The following is a 21,178-nucleotide window of genomic DNA, read 5'->3' as shown; positions in this document are numbered from 1 at the left end:
ACTATATATAAATAATAAATTTTTGATACTCTATCAATTATAGGGTATATGATTAGGGGATATTATGAGCTTAATTATTGCTTATGTTGGTAAAAAGGGCTGCGTAATGGCCGGAGATAAAAGGAAGATTGGCTATTTCGGAGACAAAGAAAATTTAGAGATATTAGAAAAAGAATTATATGATGGAACTATTAGCAATGATGATGATTTTGACAAGAGAGCAGGTGAACTTGGAATTTCAATTAAAATCACGGATGATGCTAATAAGTTAAAGATTGTTGGAAATACCGTCAGAGGTGAAGTGAGTAACAAAGGAACTTTCGAAACAAAAAGAAAAAGGATTTATGGGACTACAAACGGTTATCAGATTCTTGAGCTTTTGGGTTCAGACACCGTATCACGTAAGGCCGGTGAAAAGGGAATTATCATATTTGGAAATAAGTTTGCAAAGCAGAAGGCAGAAACTTTGATAGGCAGAAAATGGAAGCCTTCCCAAAGCTTAAGATACATGGGAGAGACATTTGCACAGGTCATCGAAGAGATTGCATCAAAGACTCCTACTGTCGGCAAATATACTGATATTTTAATTCAGGAACCTAAATATGATAAGATGCAAGCCCAAAGTCACCTAAACATTACCATAGACCATGACATTAAAGTTTTAATTAAATTCAGACAGGATTTAACCGAACAAATTGTTCAGCAAAACCTTGAAATCGAGATGGTGAATAAAATCATCGATAAAGGCGATATCGGCCGTGTTGTTGCAATAGACGGAAACATGCTTCAGGTCCAGTTGAATGATAAAACACAGGCTATGGATGGAAATTGGAAACAGCTCGCAGGTCCTGGTCAAAATGTTTTGATGTTTACTGAAAGCGATAACGTTAAAGTCGGGGATAAGGTCGTTATTGAAAATGAGGATTTATGCCTTAAAAAAGACAAGTCTTCTCTTACCTGTGATATAATTCTATGTTCTCTATGAGTTGTGATTTAAATGAAAATTACTTTTTTAGGTAGTGGTGGCGGAAGGTTTTCTGCCATTTCACAACGAAGGATGACAGGAGGATTTAGAATTGATAATCTGGCAGGCAAGAATTATCATGTAGACCCCGGCCCAGGGGCGCTTGTGAGGACTTATCAGTTTGGATTCAATCCTCGAAATTTAAACGGTATTTTTGTATCTCATGCTCATACGGACCACTATAACGATGCGGAAATCCTGATTGAAGCGATGACTAGAGGAATGACCAAAGATCAGGGAGTTATTTTTGGAAGCAACAGTGTTTTATATGGCTTTGAAAGATGGGGTCCTTGCATTTCATCATATCATAAATCAAAGTCTGACGTTTATGTATTGAATCCTGATGTCGTTCATGAGGTAAATGGGATTAAGGTGAAGGGTTGCCAAACTGACCATGGTGATCCCGACGGAATGGGATTTCAGATAGATTATAATGGTTTTAAAGTATCTTACACTTCAGATACAGGTTATTTTGAAGGTTTAGCCCAGCAGCATGAAGGGGCAGACATTTTAATAGCTAGTGTGCTTCGCCCGGGAAACAGAACCATTCCGGGACACATGTGCTCCCGCAATTTCATAGATTTGATTGAAGAGGTAAAACCTAAAGTTGCGGTGATGACACACTTAGGATTAAAAATGATTTCAAACAATCCTGTTACTGAAGCCAAAAAGATTTCCAAACAGACTGGAGTTAAGACAATAGCTGCATTCGATGGATTATCATTCAATGTGAACTATAACAATCCTAGAAGATTCAGATTAATTTCATTAAAAGATGTGGAATCCTCAGTTCACAGCACTTCCCATAATTTATACAATATGGAAAGGAAGAATTCATATCAGATGGCTTTCCAGAATAATGAATTCGATGAAATGTCCTTCATGAAAAAGAATAAGCCTCAGTAATCTAAGTTTGTCGGGTGAATGAATCCTGAGCGAATCATATGGTCTGCAAGAACTATTGCAGTGCTTGCTTCAGCCACAACTGTCAGTCTAGGACAGATGCACGGGTCATGACGCCCTTTAATTTCTATTTTTTCATTTTCCAATTTTTCCAAGTTAACTGAATCCTGACATTTTGAAATTGATGGTGTAGGTTTAACTGCAATTCTTGATATTATCGGCATTCCATTGCTCATTCCTCCGATAATTCCACCGGAATTGTTTGTTTTAGTTGTTATTTTCTCATTTTCTATTTGGAATTCATCATTGATTTCACTGCCGGAATGTGTAGCCACATCAAATCCCAGGCCAATTTCAACTCCTTTAACCGCACCGATGTTCATCAGGACTTTAGCCAGGTCCCCGTCCAGTCTTTCAAAAACAGGCTCTCCAAGACCGGCCGGAACTCCTGTTGCAATTGTTTCTACAATTCCTCCAACAGAATCTCCTTCCTCTTTTTTAGCTAAAATTAACTCTTCCATTTCTTTGGCGGCTTTTAAATCTCCACATCTGACAGGATTTTTTTCAATATTTTCTTTGATGCTTGTGAGGTCTTTATTTTCGGCTTTAACATTTCCTATTTGGGTTACATGTGATATGATTTCAATACCCTGTGTTTTCAGGAGCTTTTTAGCTATTGCTCCTCCAATTACATGGCCAATAGTAACTCTGCCGCTTCCACGGCCTCCTCCATTATAGTCATAGTTGCCGTATTTCATCATCCATGCATAATCCCCATGGGAAGGGCGTGGTGTATTTTTGAACATGGAGTAATCTTTAGAATGTTGATTCTTATTGAAAACAACTCCAGCAATAGGTGTTCCGTCTGTTTTGCCTTCAAAAATGCCTGAAAGAATCTGAACTTCATCTGATTCTTTTCTAGGTGTTGTAACGCTGCTGGTTCCAGGTTTCCTTTTATCTAATTCCTTTTGAATGTCTTCTGCACTTAATTCAAGGTTTGCAGGACATCCGTCAACAATGGCTCCAACTGTTGGACCATGACTTGCACCAAAACTGGTTATTCTAAATTTTTCCCCTATTGAATTTGACATGTTAAGCCTCTAGGAATTATTTGTTTTTCAAAGTTATTAAATGTTTAAATTTTTGCAAATGTTTTTGCATTGCTGCAGAGTCAGTCCTGCCTTAAGGGTTCCCATTTCGGTATCGAGCGTGAAATCCGCATTGTTTTTTACAATTTCCGCTAGAAAATTTCTATAGGCCATGAGTGCTTCTCGTCCATCGGGTCCGGCTTCCTTTTTTAGTTTTTCAATGTCGTCTGCGCAATTGATGAAATCGAATATTTTTAACAGTCCCTTCTTTCTGGGGGATATTCTTTTAACATCATCTTCGGTAGGGTTTGGAAATGAAAATGTAATTTTAAATGATCCTTCTGAAATTCTATTTATTAGTAATTCTTCTGTGAAATTACTGTTTAAGAGGTTTGTTGTTAGTTTTTCAGTTTCATTGAAATTGTTGCTTAGAGTGGTGAAGTTTATTACATGCATGCCTTCATTAAATGGATTTCTCGTTAATTTCAAATTTATCTCAGTAAGTTGTGCAATGAATTCAAGTTTATCATTCTTGAAAATATTATAAACATATTTGTATGTTTCATAATTTCCAGCATATCCCAATCTTTCGGGATGTTCTTTGATGTATTCTTCCATTTCAGCTAATGATTCTTCCATATCAATTAATTCTTTATCATAATCTTCTAAACTGGTTAATTTCATTTTATCACCATCAATTTTTAAGTTTAATATATCCTTTAGGATTTTTTGTGACTTTATTTTTAGCAAATAATATGGCTAATGTTCTGGATTTAATTTCTAAATATTTTTCATATTCATTAGGAAATGATTCCGGATATTTATAAACTAAAAATGAATGACAAGTATTTTCTGTTCTTAATGGAGCATTATAGATTAAGTCTTCAATTTTAGTTTTATCATCATGTTTGTCAATTTCAACACCATCAAATTCAGTTAATGTATCAATATCCTTTGGATTTTCTTTTAAAGTAACATAACTTCCATTAATCCAATGATTTAGATAATAGGGGGAGTTGATTATTTCTTCTACATGTTTTTTATAGTGTTTCATAATCTCTCTTCTTCTCAAAGATTTGTTTTTGGAGAATATATCTTCGAATTCTTCTAGTGTCATTTCGTAAATGCCTAATGGTAAGCATCCTTCTTCATTGAAACCGTTAAATTTTTTAGTTTTCATCTAAACCACATCAAAAATTTAACAGACGTCTGTGGTTATTAATATTATTTCAATGGCCATATATATTTTTTTTCAAAATCACTTCCGAATCTATCCCAAATTCATTAAAAAAGCAATATTATACATCTAAATCAATTTTACAAGGATAAGACAATTTTTTATCATAACGGCAATTTTTCATGGTGAAGTCAATGACTTAAATTTTAAATATTTTCAAATTAAATAGTTTAACTAGTGATTATTATGCAGTTTCCTACAACAAGAATGAGAAGATTAAGAAAAAATGCTAAAATCAGAGATATAGTTCGTGAAACCAAACTTCAAAAAGAGGATTTGATTTATCCGATTTACTTTAAAGAAGAGCTTGAAGGAAATGAAAAGGAAGAAATTTCCTCTCTTCCGGGAGAATTCAGATACTCACTGGAAAGTGGAGTTGAATTTGCTAAGGAACTTGAAGCTAAAGGATTGAAATCAATCATTGTATTTGGAATTCCAAAAGAGGATACAAAAGATGAAATAGCTTCACCGGACTATTCAGCAACAGGTATTGTTCAAAAGGCAATCAGAAGACTTAAAAAAGAGACTAATTTGGTCGTTATCAGTGATGTTTGCCTATGTCAGTACACTTCTCATGGCCATTGTGGGATGATTGAAGAAAATGAAGACACTGATGATGGAATTGAAATTCTAAACGATGAATCACTTCCATACATTGCCAAAGTAGCCTTGTCACATGCTCAGGCAGGTGCAGACATTGTAGCCCCATCCGACATGATGGATGGAAGGGTTGCAGCTATCAGGGAAACTCTGGATGAAAACGGATTTTACAATGTGATGATTATGTCATATTCCGCCAAATATGCATCTGCATTCTACGAACCGTTCAGGGTTGCGGCCTGCTCATCACCTCACTTGGGGGATAGAAAATCCTATCAGATGGATCCGGCTAATGCCGTTGAGGCAATCCGTGAATGTGAGCTTGACGTAATTGAAGGGTGCGACTTTTTGATGGTAAAACCTGCGCTGCCGTACTTGGATGTTGTTCGTATGGTTCGTGATGAATTCATGTTGCCTTTGGTTGCCTATAATGTTAGCGGTGAATATGCAATGCTCATGGCTGCAATCGAGAAGGGATTTTTAACCGAAAGGGCAATTTTGGAATCCCTGGTTTCAATTAAAAGAGCCGGAGCAGACTTGATAATCACTAACTTTGCACCATACCTGCTTTTGAATGATGTGATAGAATGAATCCAAATGAAATTGCTAAAATCGCTCAAATCGCCTCTGCATTGGAGGTAAGCGGTTATCCAAAACCGGGAAATGTCCACAGAACCCGTGATTATCATGACATGGTCTTTGAAGACTTTGTGATTAGTGGCATTGTAATTGGTGATACTGTCCGTGAGGCATGCAGTGATGTTGATGTTGAAAATCCTAAATTGGGCAAATACATCCTGCAGGCAGTGGCTGAAACCGACAGGTGGATTAAGAACAACACCAATCTCGGAATCATGATGATGACAATACCGATTGCAGTAGCTGCTGCCATCAGCGATTCCTTTGATGACATTCGCGAAAACGTCAAGTTATTGATGGCAAACACTTCAGTTGACGATGCATGTGACCTGTATGATGCAATCAACATTGCCGATGCCGGGGGAATGGGAGACCAGGACGAATATGATGTGGCCAGTGACAATGCAAAAAATGAATTGAGAGAAAACAATCAGACAATGTATGATGTTTTGAAAATCTCCGCTCCATGGGACATGCTTGCACGTGAAATGACCTCAGACATGCCTGCCGTATTCGAAATAGGCTATCCTACCTATCATGAATTGGTCGGTGAGAAATCCAAAAACGATGCATGCGTTTTAACATTCTTAACAATCCTATCACAGGTTCCGGATACACTAATTTCAAGAAAATACGGTTCAGATGAAGCTTTAAAGATTTCCATGATGACTAGGGATTTGCTTAATTTGAAAGATGCTCCGGATTTCGGCGAAAGACTTAAGGAATTTGATGATTATTTATTTAATAATAAATATAATCCCGGAACAACTGCTGATTTGACCGCTGCTTCAATATTTGTAAGCTATTTGAAATCAAATTTCGAATAAATATTTAAATTATTAGTATAAAATATAATACATAACTAATTCTAGTTTCGGAATTAAAATGGTGAGGAAAATGCAAATCAAATATAATAAAAATGCAAATAACCCTCCTTTAATCGAGGATTTGGTAAATGAATTATTGAAAGATGATTTTGTACACTTTAAGATATTATGCGCAAATGAAGTTCATCATTTCCACAAAGAGGATGACACAATCATCGAGTTTCAGCAAACCTACATGAAGGAATCCAAGCCTAACGGCGACAGGCTATATATAGCCTATCCGGATATTTTCAGAGTCAAAGTCTACAGGGATATGGCTCAATATCTTGAAGATGAAAAGAAAGCTGACGCTTTTAATGATGTTGACTGGACTGGAAATAGAATTATATTCTAGTTTCCAATTTTCTATTTTTTTTTAATTTTTACACTATCTTTATAAATCATTTTAAACATATATTATTATATTATTAAATCTTAATGTATGGTGTTTAAATGAGTGAGGATATTGAAAAAACCATTAATGAATTACATATTTATGAAAAGAAACTTTTAAAGGAACTTGAAGCTAATCCGGATGCCACTCCTGAAGAGATAGCTGAAAATGCCAACATGGACATCAAATCAGTTATGAGTGCAGCAGGGTCACTTGCTTCAAAGGATATTATTGAAGTTGAAAAGGACACTGAAGAGATTATCTCTTTATCAGATGCAGGTTTGGAATTTGCCAAAGAAGGTCTTCCTGAACGTAGGATTTTAGATGTTTTGGCTGAAAAACGTGCAATTCATATGAAAGACTTGGCCAACACTACCGGAATTGATAAAAAAGAGACAAACATTGCTATCGGTTGGCTGCGCCGTAAAAATTGGGCTCAAATAGATAAAGGCGAAGTAAAAATCACAGATATTGGGGCTGATTTTAAAGATAAGTTAGGTGAAGATGAAGAGCTATTGAACAAGTTGACCGATGCAAAAAATGTTGTTAAGGATAAATTGGATGAAGGCCTCTTGGACGGATTCAAGAAACTCAATGACAGAAAGAATATTATTAACATTAAGAAGAATACCTCACACTCCTTTAAACTCTTAGAAAAAGGTGAAGCTATTTTAAAAACTGGCTTTACTATCCAAGAACAGGCTACTCAGCTTACACACCAACATTTAAAAGAAGGTGAATGGAAAAGCTTACAATACCGTCCTTATGACATTAATGCTGAAGCACCTGTTATTTTTGCAGGCAAAAAACACCCATTAAGAGTAATCATTGATGAAATCAGGGAAATCTTTTTGAACATGGGTTTTTCAGAAGACAAGGGAGAATATGTTGAATCTGCATTCTGGAACTTTGACTCACTCTTCCAGCCACAGGATCATGCTGCCCGTGAAATGCAGGATACATTCTATCTTAAAAATCCTTTAACCTGTGATTTGCCTGATATGGATTTAGTAAAATTAACTGCTGAAACTCATGAAACCGGTGCAGATACTGGCTCTATCGGTTGGCAATATGACTGGAGTGAAGACATTGCACGCCAAAGTGTTCTTAGAACCCACACAACCGGAATATCTACAAAACACCTGTTTGAACATGAACCTCCAATCAAGATGTTTTCTGTTGGAAGGGTATTCAGAAGAGAAACCTTCGACTACAAACACTTGCCTGAATTCCATCAGGTGGAAGGGCTTGTCTGTGATGAAGGAATCAGTTTCCAAAATCTTTTAGGTACTTTAAAGGAGTTCTATAAAAAATTAGGTTTTGAAGTAAGATTCAGACCGGCTTATTTCCCTTATACTTACTTATCCACCGAAACCGAAATCTATCTGGAAGAAAAGGAAAGCTGGATTGAACTTGGTGGGGCAGGAATGTTCAGGCCTGAAGTGTTGAAACCATTGGGAATCAATCAGCCTGCATTGGCCTTCGGTTTAGGTATTGAAAGGTTAGCTATGATAAGATATGATGTTGAAGACATTCGTATGCTTTACAAAAGCGACATCAAATGGCTTCGCGAATTGCCTGTTGATACTGGAGTCAGATTATAATGTCAATTAAGCTGGTTTCTTGGAATGTAAACGGCATCAGGGCAGTTTCTAAAAAGGACGAGTTTTGGAACTGGTTTGAAAATACCGATGCGGATATCATCAACTTTCAGGAAGTAAGAGCTTCCGAAGATAAGATTCCAAAGAAACTGGTCCGGGTTGATTATCACAAATGCTTCAATGAAGCTGAAAGGAAAGGATATAGCGGAGTTGGAACCTACTCAAAGATAGAGCCTGTTGAAGTTGTTCGTGGTCTTGGCGTTGAAGAGCTTGACAGTGAAGGCAGGGTTTTAAAAATTACATATCCTCATTTTATTTTATACAATATTTACTTCCCAAACAGCGGAATGGAAGCAAAAAGATTGGATTTTAAGGTTGATTTCTGCAACGCATTGCTCGAACAGCTTGTTGAGCTTAAAAAGCAGGGTGAAAACATAGTCATAACCGGAGACTATAATATTGCCCACAATCCTATTGATGTTTACAATCCTAAAAACTGTGAGGGAAAGTCAGGGTATTTGCCTGAGGAACGTGCCTGGCTGGACCAATTGGAGGAAGCCGGGTTTGTCGATACCTTCAGAATGTTTGACGAGGGTGAAAACAACTTTACCTGGTGGAGTTATCGTACTAGGGCACGTGAAAGGAATGCCGGCTGGAGACTAGATTATTTCTATGTAAATGAAGAAATGAAAGATAATGTAAAATCAGCCGAAATATTATCTGATGTTTACGGTTCAGATCACTGTCCAGTAACATTGGAGCTGGATTTTAAAAATAAGTAGTTTTGGTGACTATAATATTGTATTAACGTCACCAATGTCATCAATAATTGTAATGTCCAGTTTTTCTTTTTTTATGTATTCTCTGTCGTCTTCAGTAACATCTGAATTGACCAGAATTGCACTTAATCCCGCATTGACTGCACCTAGAGCGTCTGCTTTAAACTTATTTCCAATCATTACTGATTTTTCAGGATCCCCTTTCATTTTCCTGAGTGCAACATCAAAAATCAGTTTGTCAGGTTTTTCTTTTCCAACCTCTTCAGAGGTAATGACTGCATCGAAAAATGAATAGATGTTTAATCTAACTAATTTCTCCCATTGCTTGATGGTAATTCCATTTGAGATTACAGCCAGACGATAGCCTTGGCTTTTAAGGTAGATTAATGTATCGATGGTTTCGGAGTATGGCCTTAAAAGTGCCATCTTAACATTGTGGTATGTTGTCATTCCAAGCGCTACAAGCATAGGATCTTCATGGCCCAATACGACCTGAGTGAGCATGTTGAAGTGCTTTCCATAATTGGATCCCTTTTCACGGATAATTGTTTTTAAAACACCATATGCTTCATCCTTGTCAAGTGGCAAACCGTTGTCTACCATTAATCCAATAGCTGCTTTTCTTGCAGTTTCTGCAAAATCTGAAGTATCAAGTAATGTGCCGTCAATATCGAAAAAGACTACACGTTCAGTATTGTCTCTCATATAAATCTTATTTTAATTTTAAAATTATTTAAGTTTTTTCAAAAGAATGCATCAAGGCTTTGCTGGACTTCACCGCGCGCCAGGTCTTCCAGGTCCTTTTTGGTGTAGCCGAATGAATACATGATTCTTTCGATTGCTGGTATCAATTGGTTATTGATGTAGTAATCCTTATCATACTCATAGCCTTCGCTGTATTCATAAGGTACAGCACGCTGGCTGATGGATCCCTTTCCCTTGACGATTATGTATTGGATGATGGTTCCCCGTGAGACTCTGATTCCGTGCTCCTCGATTTTGCGGGCTGCCACTACATGGGGTCCGACCTGCTTGTACTGATCAAGGGGTTTGGTAATCTGGGTGTGGATGATTAAATCCTTTTTCTCGACATCACCCTTTTTGATTTTTTTCAATACCTTTTTGACTTCGGCTATGGCCTTGTCGGAATCCCCTTCCTTTAGGATTGCCATCAAAACGGCCTTTTGGGTGTTTTTTACAATTGGCGCCCAGTCTCTTCTGACAAGCTCCAGTCCCTTTGCTATGATTTCCCCATCTTCAATTACGGCATACCTTTTTTTGCTTACGAAAAATCCTCTTCTGTAGAATCCTTCGTATTCAAGTTCCATGCTTTCAGGCAATGTTGAATTGAGGTATTTCAGGAATTTCTGAGCCTGTGCCTTGATTTCGGCTTCAAGAGCCAACTGTTCTTTTGTCTCGCTTACCAATTTTGACACCTAGTTGTAATTATGAATGACTTGTTTTTAATAGTTTACTAAATCAATTTTTCAAAATGATTTCAATTTTATTGCTATAATATTGCTTTATTTAGATTAAAAACAATTGATATTACTTTACAAATGCTCTTGGGGATTTTATATATTTTATATGATACATAGTATGTGTGAGGTTTGATATTATGGAAACAAAAACTTTAATTTCAAGTTACGACGAAATCAATGACACTTTCGTCGCAAAAGTGGATGGAGAATATGGAATTTCTGCAGATTATGACATATCTGACGGAATATTTTTAGGAATCGACAAGAACAACGTTCCAAATTCAGTATATGTGAACAATGCATCTGAAGTGTTCAAAATCCCAAAAGAGATCTTGGAAAATTCCAATGTGGTAATCTACATCGACTGCAACATGGTCTGCTTAAACTTTCACATGTTTATCGAAGGCCTGAAAATCTGCTCAATCAGATGCAGGAACGATTTTGGAATTCCTGAAATTTCATTTGAAATTGATAGTAACCATTAGGTTGCTATCATTTTAAATATGACTTATTAAATAATATTATTTTGAAGGTGATAGTTTGGAAAATCCGAATATTAATGTCAAGCCGGGAGATGAAATAGTTATTGTAATTCCCGAAGATGCAATCGAAGGCGATGAAATAGAAATAGATTTGGATGAATTGGGAATCGATGTAGAGTCTTTAGGAGACGATGTCAATATTGTTATTCAAGTTGAAGGCGAAGTGGACTTTGACGATATTTTAGAAGATGAAGATTTTGCAGAAGAGCCAAATGAATGGTTTTTTGATGATGATGCCTATGGAATCGTTTATTATGAATTCCCTCCGGAAGATGATGAGTAGGTTGATATGATGGATAAGAACATTCCATATTATACGATAGATGAAGATGAGGAATCCGCATCAATGGTTTCAAATGCAGAAGCATACATTGACGATAATGATTTGAAGGATTTGCTGATAGAACTTTTAGGCGATGAAATTTCAGATGAGGAAATCCAAAAGATTCTTGAAGCGGCTTCTGATGAGGATTTGTCCGAAGAGGATTTCGATAGTTTGGTCGATGAATTTATTTTGAAAAACAAAAACTGAAATTCCTATTTTTTTCTTGAAAAATAAAACATTTATATATAATAAATGAGTAATATTTAATTATCATTATTCTATAATGCTCTTTTTTGCTCTCAAAAATTAGGCTATTATTTCTTGCATATAGTTTTAATTGAAAAGGGGATTATAGTCAGCGATTATTAGTTATAGATTAATATTTATTTGGTGAAAATTATGTCAATTTCTCAAGGAAAATCAACTAGAAGTCCATCAGGTGCAAGAAATGTTGCACACCGTGGAAAAAGGAAAGCTGAATTAGGAAGAGACCCAGCTGAAACTAGATTAGACGAAAAAAAATTAAGAAAAATCAGAACCCGTGGTGGAAACGAAAAGCTCAGATTGGCTACCGCTAACAAAATCAACGTTACTGACGCTAACGGCAAAACCAAATTGGTCGACATCCTCAATGTAGTGGAAAACACCGCAAACCCTAACTACGTAAGAAGGAACATCATTACCAAAGGTGCTATTGTAGAAACCCCTGAAGGTAATGCTAAAGTAACATCCAGACCTGGTCAGGATGGCGTTGTCAACGGAGTTTTAATTTAAAGATATTTATCTTTAAATTCTTTTTTTATTTCTATTTTTGTGTAAATCTGCAATTTTTTTTTAATAATTTTATTTTTTCTTAAATCCATTAATAAGATTATTTTTTTTGTTTTAAAGCCTCATCATTGACATTTTTAGCACTCGGAATCTGCACGCAGCACACATGAACAAATGTCTTTTCATAGTGAATATTCTATAGATAAATAATTAAATAATAGAATTAACATATTATAAATTAAGATTATTTTGGATTAAATGTGTGTTTAAATGAATTTTTCTAATAAATATTCAACAGAATATTGTTAATCTCATTGAATTATAATTTAATGAACAAATTGAAATGAGGTATAAAAATGGCTGAAACAATGAAAGCATGGAGAATAAATGAATTAGGAAAACCTCCTGTATTGGAGGAGGTACCTATTCCAGAACCTGGATTTGGCGAAATCTTAATTAAAATGAAAGGTGCAGGAATGTGCAGAACTGACCTTGAAGTTATTGATGAAGGTTTCATCACAGTTCCATTCGTAGGACCATTCACATTTGGTCACGAAAACGCAGGAACTGTCGCAAAACTCGGACCTGGAGTAGACACTGTCGAAGTCGGACAAAACGTTATTGTAGACACATTACATGCTTGTGGTAAATGTCAATACTGTCTTTCAGGCCGTGACAACTTCTGTGAAGTTGCAAGTGCACGTGGTCTTAAGGAAGACGGAGGAATGGCAGAATATATGATTGCTGATGCAAGAGAAGTCGCACCTTTAGGCGACCTTGATCCTACAGAATATGTAGCATTAGCGGATGCAGGTCTATCTCCATATGGAGCTGTACAAACTGCAAAACCATTTATTCCAAACAACGGTACTGCAGTAGTTATCGGTGTAGGCGGACTTGGATTCTACTGTTGTCAATATTTAGCTTTAACAACCTCTGCTCGTGTTATTGTAGTTAACAGATCCGCAGACAAAATGGCTAAAATGACTAACTTCGGTGCTGATGAATTAGTTGTTTTAGATGATAATGCATATGACAAAATCATGGAATTGACTGATGGCAAAGGTGTAGACGCTGTATTTGACTTTGTAGGTAGGGACAACACTTTAGAACTTGCTGCACAAATTACCAAGGGATTAGGTCTTATTTCAATTTTAGGTCTTGGTGGAGGAACACTCCCTGTTAGCTGGACCACCGTTAAACCTGGTGTAATGGTAAGACTAACTCAAGGTGGAACTATCACTGACCTTTATGAAATCATGGATCTGGCAAAAGCTGGAAAAATCACAGTTCAAGCTCAAAAGTATCCATTCAGTAAAGTTCTCGAAGCTCTTGATGACTTAAGAAACGGAAGAGTTGAAGGTAGGGCTGTCATTACCTTTGAAGAATTCGACGAATAGATTTAAAGGACTTTAATGTCCTTCTTTTTTTCTTTTTTTGGTATTGAAAATACGACCATTTTAATTAATATTAAATTAGGAATGTAAAAAATATTATTTTTTCAAAAATCAAATGTGTTTTCTACAAAGCCATCATTTCAAAATTTTAATATACTTGTTATTACATATATTATTTCATTAGTATTTTGAACTAGGAGATAATATGGCGGAAGATAAAATTAATATGAATCATGGTGCTGGCGGTGAAGTGATGGCTAATTTGATAGCCAGCACAATTTTAGATAATATCACTAAAAAAAGCGTCAATGGTGGTATTAGCTTGGATGCGTTGGATGATGGAGCATCTATTCCCCTTGGAGATTATGAAATCGTTTTTACAACTGACGGTCATACAATTGACCCTTTATTTTTCCCGGGAGGGGATATCGGAAGAATTTCAGCGGCAGGAACAATCAATGATGTTTCTGTAATGGGTGCCCGTCCACTGGCTATTTCCAATGCAATAATCATGCAGGAAGGCTTCCCTATAGAAGATTTGGATAGGATAATTAAATCCTTAAATGAAGCTTGTGAGGAAGTTGACGTTGCCGTAATAACTGGAGATACCAAAGTGATGCCTCAGGACAAGCTCGAAGGCATTGTAATGGTGACAACCGGTATTGGAATAGCTAAAAAAGGTGAGGTCGTCCGTGATTCAGGCCTTGAGGTCGGCGATAAGATTATCATCACCGGCAGTTTGGGAGATCATGGAATGAGTCTGATGTCATTCAGGGAAGGTTTCGGTTTCGATACCGATTTGAAATCTGATGTCGCTCCTATGTGGAATATTATTGAAAAGGCTTTAGAAATCGGCGGAGTTACAGCCATGAAAGACCCTACACGTGGAGGATTTGCAAATGCCATTAATGAGATGGCTTCAAAGGCAGGTGTAGGCATTGTCCTTGAACAGGATGCAATTCCAATCAAGGAAGAGGTTCATGCTGTATCTGAAATGTTGGGCATTGATCCATTTGAAGTCGCCAACGAAGGAAAAGTTGTCATGGGCGTAAAGGCCGATAAGGCTGATGAAATTCTTGAAGCTATTCGTGGCGTCAAATATGGTGAAAATGCAGCGATTATCGGAGAGGTTGTAGAAGGAGATTATGTTGTTGTAAACACTCCTATCGGCGGTGAAAGAATACTTGAAGCCCCGATTGCAGACCCGGTTCCTAGAGTATGTTAAGGTGATAAAAATGGTAAGTGTATTTTCAAGAAGAGTTATAGCATATATAATTGATTTCTTTGTTGTTAGTGCATTTATGTGGATTGTAACTTATTTAGTGTCCCTTGTAATAGCTCCTGCAAATTCATATAGTGTATATTCACTTTTCGTGTATCTTGTACCTATTTTGATATATATTTACTTTGTAATCAGTGAACTCTTTTTCGGAGCTAGTGTGGGCAAGTCAGTAATGTATCTTCAAGTCAGATCAAGAAACGGTGCAAGAATCTCTGCACCTCAAGCTATTGTCCGCAATCTGACAAAAATATATTGGGTTCCAATTATTTTTGATTGGGCAATCGGCAAAATCTTAAAGTCTGACAGGCTTCTTAATAAGATTACACAGACTGTTGTTGTTGATGAGCTTTAAGCTCATTATTAACTTCTGATAAAAATGATTAAAAAAGTTCAAGTCCTCTGGTATCTAAACAAGGAAGATTTAGAAAATTATTGCATTGATTTTAAGGAATATAAGTCCCATAAGCTTGACGGCTATGAAATCGTAGATGTAGATGAAGATTTAATTTATGATTTGTGCGATAGGGATCCTGATAGACTGGAGCCGTTAGGCTATTTCAAAAACCAGAAGGAAATAGAAAACTATCTTAAAGAGACTATCACCAATAATGAATTTGATTTGGAAATCGGTTCACCTGAACTCAATGCCAAAATCCAAAAAGCCATCGATTCGGTTGAATTTACCGGAGAGGATTATTATATTTCCATTGACGATAACCTGATTGCCAGCTGGTTCGATTCGCTTAGAAAGGAATACAGTTCCTCTTCAAACAATGTTTGGGTGTTGATGGTTACAGGCTATGACCCTTATGAAATCTCATTGACCGGAAGGGCATTATCCTATGTTCTGGCTGATATCTTAAACGTTACCGAAGCGTCACTTGATAATCTGATTCCAAATAAGGGACCTATCAGTGTTGAGGAATGGAATGAGATACTTGATAAGGTCTATAAGAAAAACAAGATTTATTTGGGATTGCACAGGGTCGTTTAATCATTTTTCGCTAAATGTTTCGGTTCTTTTTTAATTTCGCATTCTGCATTGTTTCTTAGGATAATTTGCTGTGATTTGTGACGTCCACTTTTTGGAATTGGAATGGGGTCACTTATTTTTCTTGCTTCGCATTGAATTCTTTCACCCTTAATCCTATCTCCTTTTTTAACATAAGTTCCCATAATATCACCTAATATTGCACATTTAACTTCAATCCTTTTTCTTCCAACTCATCGATAATATCGTCCACATCAAACAGATTTAATTGTAAATCATAGACTATGTTTGAAATATTTGGATTTTTATGGGTTTTACAGTATTCGATAATCTCTTTTTCTTGCTGTTCTTTAGGGATTTCTCTAAAACTCATTTCCCGCTGTATTATTCCATTGTTGTAATTGTTGAAATATGCAGTTCTTGCAATCAGGTTGATTGCACTATTATTGCTCATTCTATCGAATTTTTTATTCTCAATTTCTGGAAATAATACTACAGTATTTTCAATATCTTCAATGACCGGTTTGATTTCTTCATAGATTTCATTGAAATGGTCCAGCATCCCATTAAAAAACATCTCTTCACTTACGGGAACATTTAGCAATAATTTAGTTTCTGTTGTCCATCCTAAATTGCTGCATAATTCAAGAGAAAATTTAGATTGGGGAAAATGTTTAATTAATTCGGGGTGCATCGCTTCTAAAATAGTTAAGGTATTCTTATTCATGTTAATGAAATTTTCAATATCTTCTTCTTTGGAATTGAGCTTAAATTTGCTTTTTATCTGCTTTTCCATAATTTTTCCTCATTGTCTGATTTGTTAAAATTGTTCGCACATTGAAATATTGCTTTCAAATTGAAGTAAATTTCTTTATTTTTGACGTATGGGATGATATGTTGCTTATTATTTAAATAATTATTGTTTATACTCTTAAAGCAATTTTTAAGTTATATTGTACTTTTTAATAAAAAATAAATATTGTGGTGAGGTTATTTGGTAAAAATTAAACTTCTCCTTTTTTAAATTCGCTCGGTTCGAAATAGGATACTTCAGCAAGATTGCTGTCAAGCAGCTCCCTGTTGATGTCATCGCTGTCGGTGTATACGATAGCCAATGTTCTTCCAAACTTGTCGGTAGGCTGTGCATCATCGATATCTAAATAAACTGTTTTTCCAAGGCATTTTTCCTCAACAAACTTCTTTGCATCGCTAAAGCCAGGCTCTGAATCTGGAGTGTCCACCTGAATCAGCTGAACCCGTCCTACGCCATAGACCTGTATGGTGTTCCCGTCAATGACCTCCAGGCATTTTCCTACATTTTCATAGCTTACTGTCCTGTTGTCGATTGTCAATGTTCCTGTTTGGTTTTCCTGCGTATTGACATCATCTAAAAATACATTGGCCGCTGTCAATGCCAACGTTGCCACAAAGGCAATCAGTAAAATCAATGAAATTGTCTTTTTGTTCATGTTAATCTATTTTGCATGTTCACAGTCGTTTTTGAATCTGCAGGACTTGCATTTTCTTGGATTTTTTGTTGGAATGAACGGTTTTGTCCCGTCGAATAGGCCATGCATCCTGTCGATTGTGAATCTAATCTGTTTTTCCACGTCTTCTTCAAACACTTCAATCCAGAAGAGGTTTTCAGTTCCACGTTCCCTTAGGGCACCCTTGATTTTCCTTTCCTCGCCGGTCATGTCTTTGTAGGCAAGGCAATATGCCCTTACCTGATTCATTGTTGATTCGTAAGGTGTCCTTCCAGGCTTGTCGTCAATAATTACGATTTCTTCAGGCATCATCCAGATTTCATCAATATATCCTCTTACTCCATACTTCGGTGCAACAACAAACACTTCCCTTGACATTGAGGCTTCTGTTTTTGATTCTTCGATTGCCTGTTCAAATGTTGCGGGTGTTGCATCCTGCTTGAATATGTCTTCTAGCTGCTGGTGAATTTCGCTTCCATGTGTCATCGCTTTTGTAGGTGCAGTTTCTATACCTTTCATGTGCTCGAGATATAGCTGATACTCGCAATATCCCTGCTTGTTGAGCCAACTGATTGGGAAATTGTTTTTACCTTCAATTATTTGAAGTCCTTTTATTGAAGGATGCTCTTTAATTTCATATTCCTGCTCATATTCAGTAATGTTTTTTTGCTGCATAATTCTACTTTGTTTTTCATAATACTTTACATTTGCTCTTGCCATTTTTTTTAAATAGTTATTTTTACATAAATATTTCCATGCACTACGTAAAGTCAAAAAGCATTCTTTCGGCCAAAAACGGGATGAACCTTTATAGGGGCTGCACTCACGGCTGCATATACTGCGATTCAAGAAGCAAAATCTATAACATGAATCATGAATTCGAAGATGTTGAGGTTAAGGAAAACGCTTTGGAACTGCTTAAAAAGGAGCTCATCAAGCGTCCAAAGGCAATGATTGGCACAGGTGCGATGACAGATCCATATATTCCTGCCGAGAAGCATCTGAAGTTTGTGAGAAATTCCCTTGAGCTGATTTACAGATACGGATTCGGCTTTACATGCATTACCAAGTCAGATCTGGTTTTAAGGGATTTGGATTTGCTTGAAAAAATCAATGAAAAGTCAAAGGTTGTGGTGCAGATGACATTGACTACTGCTGATGATGAGCTGTGCAGCATTCTCGAGCCCAATGTATGTCCGACCTCAAGGCGTTTCGAGGTTTTGAAAATGCTGGATGAAGCGGGAATTGCCACAGTTGTCTGGCTTTGCCCGATTTTACCTTACATTAACGATACTGAGGAAAATATCAATTCGATTCTTGATTATTGTATAGAAGCAAATGTTCATGGAGTATTGTGCTTTGGAATGGGGCTGACTTTAAGGGATGGCAACCGTGAATACTTTTATGAAAAACTGGATGAGCATTTTCCGGGTCTTAAAGCAAGATACATCAAGGAATTTGGCAATGATTATTCAATTCCCTCACATGATGAGAAAAGGCTGATGGAAATCTTTAAGTATAGGACTTCAAAAGCAGGCATTCTAAATGATACTAATGAAATTATGAGCTATTTATCTGAGTTTCCTCAAAAATCGGTTCAGTCCAAATTATTCTAAATGATTAAATAACTTGTTTTTTAAATATTATAATAATGAATTTTGATGATTTTGACATTTCAGATGATATTAAAAAAGCTATTGGGGATATGGGTTTTACAAAGCCGACTCCAATTCAAGCCAAAGCCATTCCAGAAGTTTTACGGAGCATTGACTTAATCGCTCAGGCACAAACCGGTTCAGGTAAAACACTTGCCTTTGCGGTTCCTATTTTGGAAAAGCTTTTCATCCCAGACAGGTCTCCTCAGGCAATTGTCCTGTGTCCGACACGTGAGCTGTGCATGCAGGTTGCAGATGAAATTGAAAGGGCAGGTTCCAAAATCAAAAAGCTTAAGGTTCTGGCCGTTTATGGCGGACAACCCATCGGAAAGCAGACACGTGTTTTGAAAAAGGGTGTTCATGTTGTTGTGGGAACTCCCGGCCGTGTAATCGATCATATGGAAAGGGAAAACCTGGATTTGATTGGTGTCGAAAGTGTCATTCTGGATGAAGCGGATGAAATGTTGGAGATGGGATTCAGGGAGGATATTGAGCTGATTTTGGCAAGCACTCCCCGTCAAAGGCAGACTTTGATGTTTTCAGCTACAATTCCTAAAGAGGTCCGGGAAATTGCTGAGGTCTATCAGAAAAATCCGAAGTTTATTAAGATATCATCAAACAAAAAGACAACTCCAAAGATTACTCAATATTATTTCATGTGTGATATCAGGGATAAGTTTGATTCCTTAACCCGATTGATTGATGCCTATGACGTTAAGAGGTCTTTAATATTCTGCAATACCAAAAAAAGCGTCAATTATGTTTCAAAGCATCTGAAAAAGGAGGATTTCCCGGTGGATGCACTGCATGGGGACATGACTCAGAAGGCACGCGATAAGGTAATGAACAAATTCAGGAACGGCAACATCAGCATTCTGGTTGCAAGCGATGTGGCTGCCCGTGGCCTTGATATAGATGATGTCGGCGTAGTAATTAACTATGATGTGCCGCAGAACAATGATGACTATATTCACAGAATCGGAAGAACCGCAAGGGCAGGCAAAAGCGGCCTTGCATTCACACTGGTTTTCGAGGATGAAATTCCAAGATTCAACAGAATAAAAAAATCAAATAAGGTTGAGAAAAAAGAGGTTCCCATGCCCGGCGAAATAACCGAAATGAAGGCTAATCTTATTCTAAATGAAGTAAAAAAGTCTAAAAATCTAGATGAATATATAAAAATAATTAAAAAGAATGAAGATAATGAATTCAGCTCAACTGAACTTGCTGCAGCATTATTGAAAAAAATGAGAGAAAAATAGTTATTTTGCTCCATCAATAACGTTGTATTTTATTTTTTCAGCTTCTAGTTCACGTGTAAACGCTTTGCTCATGTCTCCTACACAAATTGCAAGAACATTCAAGCCTTTACGAGCGGCATTTGCAGTTGCCTGCGGAGCAGCAAATTCAATATCGATTGGAATGCCCAATTTCATGGTTATGGCACGTGAAACGGTACCTGCTACTGCGATTTTGTCAATTGGTTGGCCTGTGTTTGTACCTTTTTCATAGACATTTTTAATCAATTCTAAATCGCTTGCTTTTGTTCCGCCGTCTTTAATTGTCGGAACATTAATAACAGTGACTTCACCAACACTCATATCAATTATACCGGTTAAATTGGTTAGTGCAACATCCATGTTGGCTTCAGCGTCGTCTATTACAACACCGGTTGCATTCTCTTCTTTTTTGTGGGCATATAATACTCCATTGTCCATGTAAAGGCCTACGATATCGTCTTTTTTAAGGTTTTCTTTTGCAATTGCCGGCCAAATAGTTTTATAATGATTCATTGTTTCTAGAACGGAATCAGAATATTTTCTTAGGCTTATTGCATCCTTTTTAACTTTATCGATACCAGCTTGGGTTATTTTATAAGGTGATCTTCCATCTTTGGAGGTTATATAACCTAATTCGATTAATGTTTTGATATTTTCGGAAACAGCTTGAATTGTAATCCCTAATTTATTAGCCAAATCTTTTTGTTTGAGGTGTGGGTCCTGTTTGGATATTTCACTTAATATTTGGAAATGTGTAAGTGCACCTCTTTTCTTAAATGCTTTCATCATTTTCATTCCTCAATTATACTTGATTAAATTATTATATAAATTTTATA

General features: G+C 36.6%; 27 protein-coding genes. 17 read left to right on the top strand and 10 right to left on the bottom strand.

The genetic code is table 11. The features are described 5' to 3' along the window. Positions 1 to 64 precede the first annotated feature (64 nt). Together ACKI3D_RS08415 and ACKI3D_RS08410 are read left to right on the top strand one after the other, a co-directional pair. Positions 65 to 985, top strand: coding sequence for a DUF2121 domain-containing protein (locus ACKI3D_RS08415; RefSeq protein WP_407393662.1), 921 nt, complete (start codon positions 65 to 67; stop codon positions 983 to 985). A gap of 12 nt (positions 986 to 997) precedes the next feature. Continuing rightward, entirely contained in the window at positions 998 to 1,930 is a 933-nt protein-coding gene (locus ACKI3D_RS08410; RefSeq protein ID WP_407393660.1) for an MBL fold metallo-hydrolase, read from the top strand. Here the strand turns inward: ACKI3D_RS08410 and aroC are convergent. From aroC to ACKI3D_RS08395, 3 genes are read right to left on the bottom strand one after another with little or no spacing between them, the layout of a single operon-like run. Then, positions 1,924 to 3,018, bottom strand: coding sequence for a chorismate synthase (gene aroC / locus ACKI3D_RS08405; RefSeq protein WP_407393659.1), 1,095 nt, complete (start codon positions 3,016 to 3,018; stop codon positions 1,924 to 1,926). The genes ACKI3D_RS08410 and aroC overlap by 7 nt on opposite strands. A 36-nt stretch (positions 3,019 to 3,054) precedes the next feature. Further along, positions 3,055 to 3,699, bottom strand: coding sequence for a hypothetical protein (locus tag ACKI3D_RS08400; RefSeq protein WP_407393657.1), 645 nt, complete (start codon positions 3,697 to 3,699; stop codon positions 3,055 to 3,057). Positions 3,700 to 3,709: 10 nt separating this feature from the next. Then, positions 3,710 to 4,195, bottom strand: coding sequence for a DUF6932 family protein (locus tag ACKI3D_RS08395; protein WP_407393655.1), 486 nt, complete (start codon positions 4,193 to 4,195; stop codon positions 3,710 to 3,712). 243 nt (positions 4,196 to 4,438) lie between these two features. Here ACKI3D_RS08395 and hemB point away from each other — a divergent pair, with 243 nt between their 5' ends. The 5 genes from hemB to ACKI3D_RS08370 all read left to right on the top strand — a co-directional run bounded on the left by hemB (position 4,439) and on the right by ACKI3D_RS08370 (position 9,134). Then, positions 4,439 to 5,443, top strand: coding sequence for a porphobilinogen synthase (gene hemB, locus ACKI3D_RS08390; protein ID WP_407393653.1), 1,005 nt, complete (start codon positions 4,439 to 4,441; stop codon positions 5,441 to 5,443). After that, a complete protein-coding gene (locus ACKI3D_RS08385) occupies positions 5,440 to 6,318 on the top strand; it encodes a triphosphoribosyl-dephospho-CoA synthase (RefSeq protein ID WP_407393651.1) in 879 nt (292 codons plus the stop codon). Before hemB ends, ACKI3D_RS08385 begins: the two co-directional genes overlap by 4 nt. 70 nt (positions 6,319 to 6,388) lie before the next feature. Further along, positions 6,389 to 6,712 carry a hypothetical protein gene (locus ACKI3D_RS08380; protein ID WP_407393650.1) on the top strand — a complete coding sequence of 108 codons (324 nt, stop codon included), beginning with the start codon at positions 6,389 to 6,391 and terminating at the stop codon, positions 6,710 to 6,712. A 98-nt stretch (positions 6,713 to 6,810) separates the two neighbouring features. Beyond that, a complete protein-coding gene (locus ACKI3D_RS08375; protein WP_407393648.1) occupies positions 6,811 to 8,355 on the top strand; it encodes a phenylalanine--tRNA ligase subunit alpha in 1,545 nt (514 codons plus the stop codon). Beyond that, on the top strand, positions 8,355 to 9,134 hold the full coding sequence (locus ACKI3D_RS08370; RefSeq protein WP_407393646.1) for an exodeoxyribonuclease III: 780 nt from the start codon (positions 8,355 to 8,357) through the stop codon (positions 9,132 to 9,134). The genes ACKI3D_RS08375 and ACKI3D_RS08370 overlap by 1 nt, the downstream gene beginning before the upstream one ends. A gap of 9 nt (positions 9,135 to 9,143) precedes the next feature. Here ACKI3D_RS08370 and ACKI3D_RS08365 read toward each other — a convergent pair whose 3' ends face one another. Both ACKI3D_RS08365 and ACKI3D_RS08360 read right to left on the bottom strand, forming a co-directional pair. After that, on the bottom strand, positions 9,144 to 9,836 hold the full coding sequence (locus tag ACKI3D_RS08365) for a TIGR02253 family HAD-type hydrolase (RefSeq protein WP_407393644.1): 693 nt from the start codon (positions 9,834 to 9,836) through the stop codon (positions 9,144 to 9,146). 38 nt (positions 9,837 to 9,874) lie between these two features. Beyond that, positions 9,875 to 10,558 carry a DNA polymerase domain-containing protein gene (locus tag ACKI3D_RS08360; RefSeq protein WP_407393642.1) on the bottom strand — a complete coding sequence of 228 codons (684 nt, stop codon included), beginning with the start codon at positions 10,556 to 10,558 and terminating at the stop codon, positions 9,875 to 9,877. 191 nt (positions 10,559 to 10,749) lie between these two features. Between ACKI3D_RS08360 and ACKI3D_RS08355 the strand changes: the two genes are divergently transcribed. The 8 genes from ACKI3D_RS08355 (at position 10,750) to ACKI3D_RS08320 (ending at position 15,923) form a co-directional block, all read left to right on the top strand. After that, positions 10,750 to 11,097, top strand: coding sequence for a hypothetical protein (locus ACKI3D_RS08355; protein ID WP_407393641.1), 348 nt, complete (start codon positions 10,750 to 10,752; stop codon positions 11,095 to 11,097). A gap of 55 nt (positions 11,098 to 11,152) precedes the next feature. Continuing rightward, complete coding sequence (locus ACKI3D_RS08350; RefSeq protein WP_407393639.1) at positions 11,153 to 11,437, top strand: hypothetical protein; 285 nt, start codon at positions 11,153 to 11,155, stop codon at positions 11,435 to 11,437. A gap of 6 nt (positions 11,438 to 11,443) precedes the next feature. Continuing rightward, complete coding sequence (locus ACKI3D_RS08345; RefSeq protein WP_407393638.1) at positions 11,444 to 11,686, top strand: hypothetical protein; 243 nt, start codon at positions 11,444 to 11,446, stop codon at positions 11,684 to 11,686. Positions 11,687 to 11,878: 192 nt separating this feature from the next. Then, a complete protein-coding gene (locus ACKI3D_RS08340; RefSeq protein WP_407393636.1) occupies positions 11,879 to 12,253 on the top strand; it encodes a 30S ribosomal protein S8e in 375 nt (124 codons plus the stop codon). Between the two features lie 353 nt (positions 12,254 to 12,606). After that, positions 12,607 to 13,650, top strand: a complete 1,044-nt coding sequence (locus ACKI3D_RS08335; RefSeq protein WP_067042838.1) for an NAD(P)-dependent alcohol dehydrogenase — start codon at positions 12,607 to 12,609, stop codon at positions 13,648 to 13,650. A gap of 202 nt (positions 13,651 to 13,852) precedes the next feature. Then, on the top strand, positions 13,853 to 14,872 hold the full coding sequence (gene hypE, locus ACKI3D_RS08330; protein WP_407393634.1) for a hydrogenase expression/formation protein HypE: 1,020 nt from the start codon (positions 13,853 to 13,855) through the stop codon (positions 14,870 to 14,872). Positions 14,873 to 14,882: 10 nt separating this feature from the next. Continuing rightward, positions 14,883 to 15,281 (top strand): RDD family protein, encoded by a 399-nt coding sequence (locus ACKI3D_RS08325; protein WP_407393632.1) that lies wholly within the window; start codon positions 14,883 to 14,885, stop codon positions 15,279 to 15,281. 24 nt (positions 15,282 to 15,305) lie between these two features. After that, on the top strand, positions 15,306 to 15,923 hold the full coding sequence (locus ACKI3D_RS08320) for a hypothetical protein (RefSeq protein ID WP_407393631.1): 618 nt from the start codon (positions 15,306 to 15,308) through the stop codon (positions 15,921 to 15,923). On the opposite strand, the gene ACKI3D_RS08315 is transcribed toward ACKI3D_RS08320, so the two are convergent. From ACKI3D_RS08315 to cas4, 4 genes are all read right to left on the bottom strand, one after another. Then, positions 15,920 to 16,105, bottom strand: a complete 186-nt coding sequence (locus tag ACKI3D_RS08315; protein WP_407393629.1) for a hypothetical protein — start codon at positions 16,103 to 16,105, stop codon at positions 15,920 to 15,922. The genes ACKI3D_RS08320 and ACKI3D_RS08315 overlap by 4 nt on opposite strands. 8 nt (positions 16,106 to 16,113) lie before the next feature. Further along, the gene (locus ACKI3D_RS08310) at positions 16,114 to 16,716 is read right to left on the bottom strand and encodes a hypothetical protein (RefSeq protein WP_407393627.1); all 603 of its coding nucleotides are present in this window, start codon (positions 16,714 to 16,716) and stop codon (positions 16,114 to 16,116) included. Between the two features lie 208 nt (positions 16,717 to 16,924). Then, positions 16,925 to 17,389: a thermonuclease family protein gene (locus ACKI3D_RS08305; RefSeq protein WP_407393625.1), complete on the bottom strand. Its 465-nt coding sequence runs from the start codon at positions 17,387 to 17,389 to the stop codon at positions 16,925 to 16,927. Positions 17,390 to 17,395: 6 nt separating this feature from the next. Continuing rightward, complete coding sequence (gene cas4, locus ACKI3D_RS08300; protein ID WP_407393624.1) at positions 17,396 to 18,082, bottom strand: CRISPR-associated protein Cas4; 687 nt, start codon at positions 18,080 to 18,082, stop codon at positions 17,396 to 17,398. An 80-nt stretch (positions 18,083 to 18,162) separates the two neighbouring features. Between cas4 and ACKI3D_RS08295 the strand changes: the two genes are divergently transcribed. Beyond that, entirely contained in the window at positions 18,163 to 19,023 is an 861-nt protein-coding gene (locus ACKI3D_RS08295; RefSeq protein WP_407393622.1) for an SPL family radical SAM protein, read from the top strand. Positions 19,024 to 19,058: 35 nt separating this feature from the next. Then, positions 19,059 to 20,324: a DEAD/DEAH box helicase gene (locus ACKI3D_RS08290; RefSeq protein ID WP_407393621.1), complete on the top strand. Its 1,266-nt coding sequence runs from the start codon at positions 19,059 to 19,061 to the stop codon at positions 20,322 to 20,324. Here ACKI3D_RS08290 and ACKI3D_RS08285 read toward each other — a convergent pair whose 3' ends face one another. Next, positions 20,325 to 21,128, bottom strand: coding sequence for a winged helix-turn-helix transcriptional regulator (locus tag ACKI3D_RS08285; protein WP_407393664.1), 804 nt, complete (start codon positions 21,126 to 21,128; stop codon positions 20,325 to 20,327). Between the last annotated feature and the right edge of the window lie 50 nt (positions 21,129 to 21,178).

The organism is Methanobrevibacter sp. (assembly GCF_045586545.1).
Taxonomy (GTDB): Archaea; Methanobacteriota; Methanobacteria; order Methanobacteriales; family Methanobacteriaceae; genus Methanocatella.
Note: the sequence above shows the minus strand (reverse complement) of the source record. Positions and strands in the feature narration are given on the sequence as shown.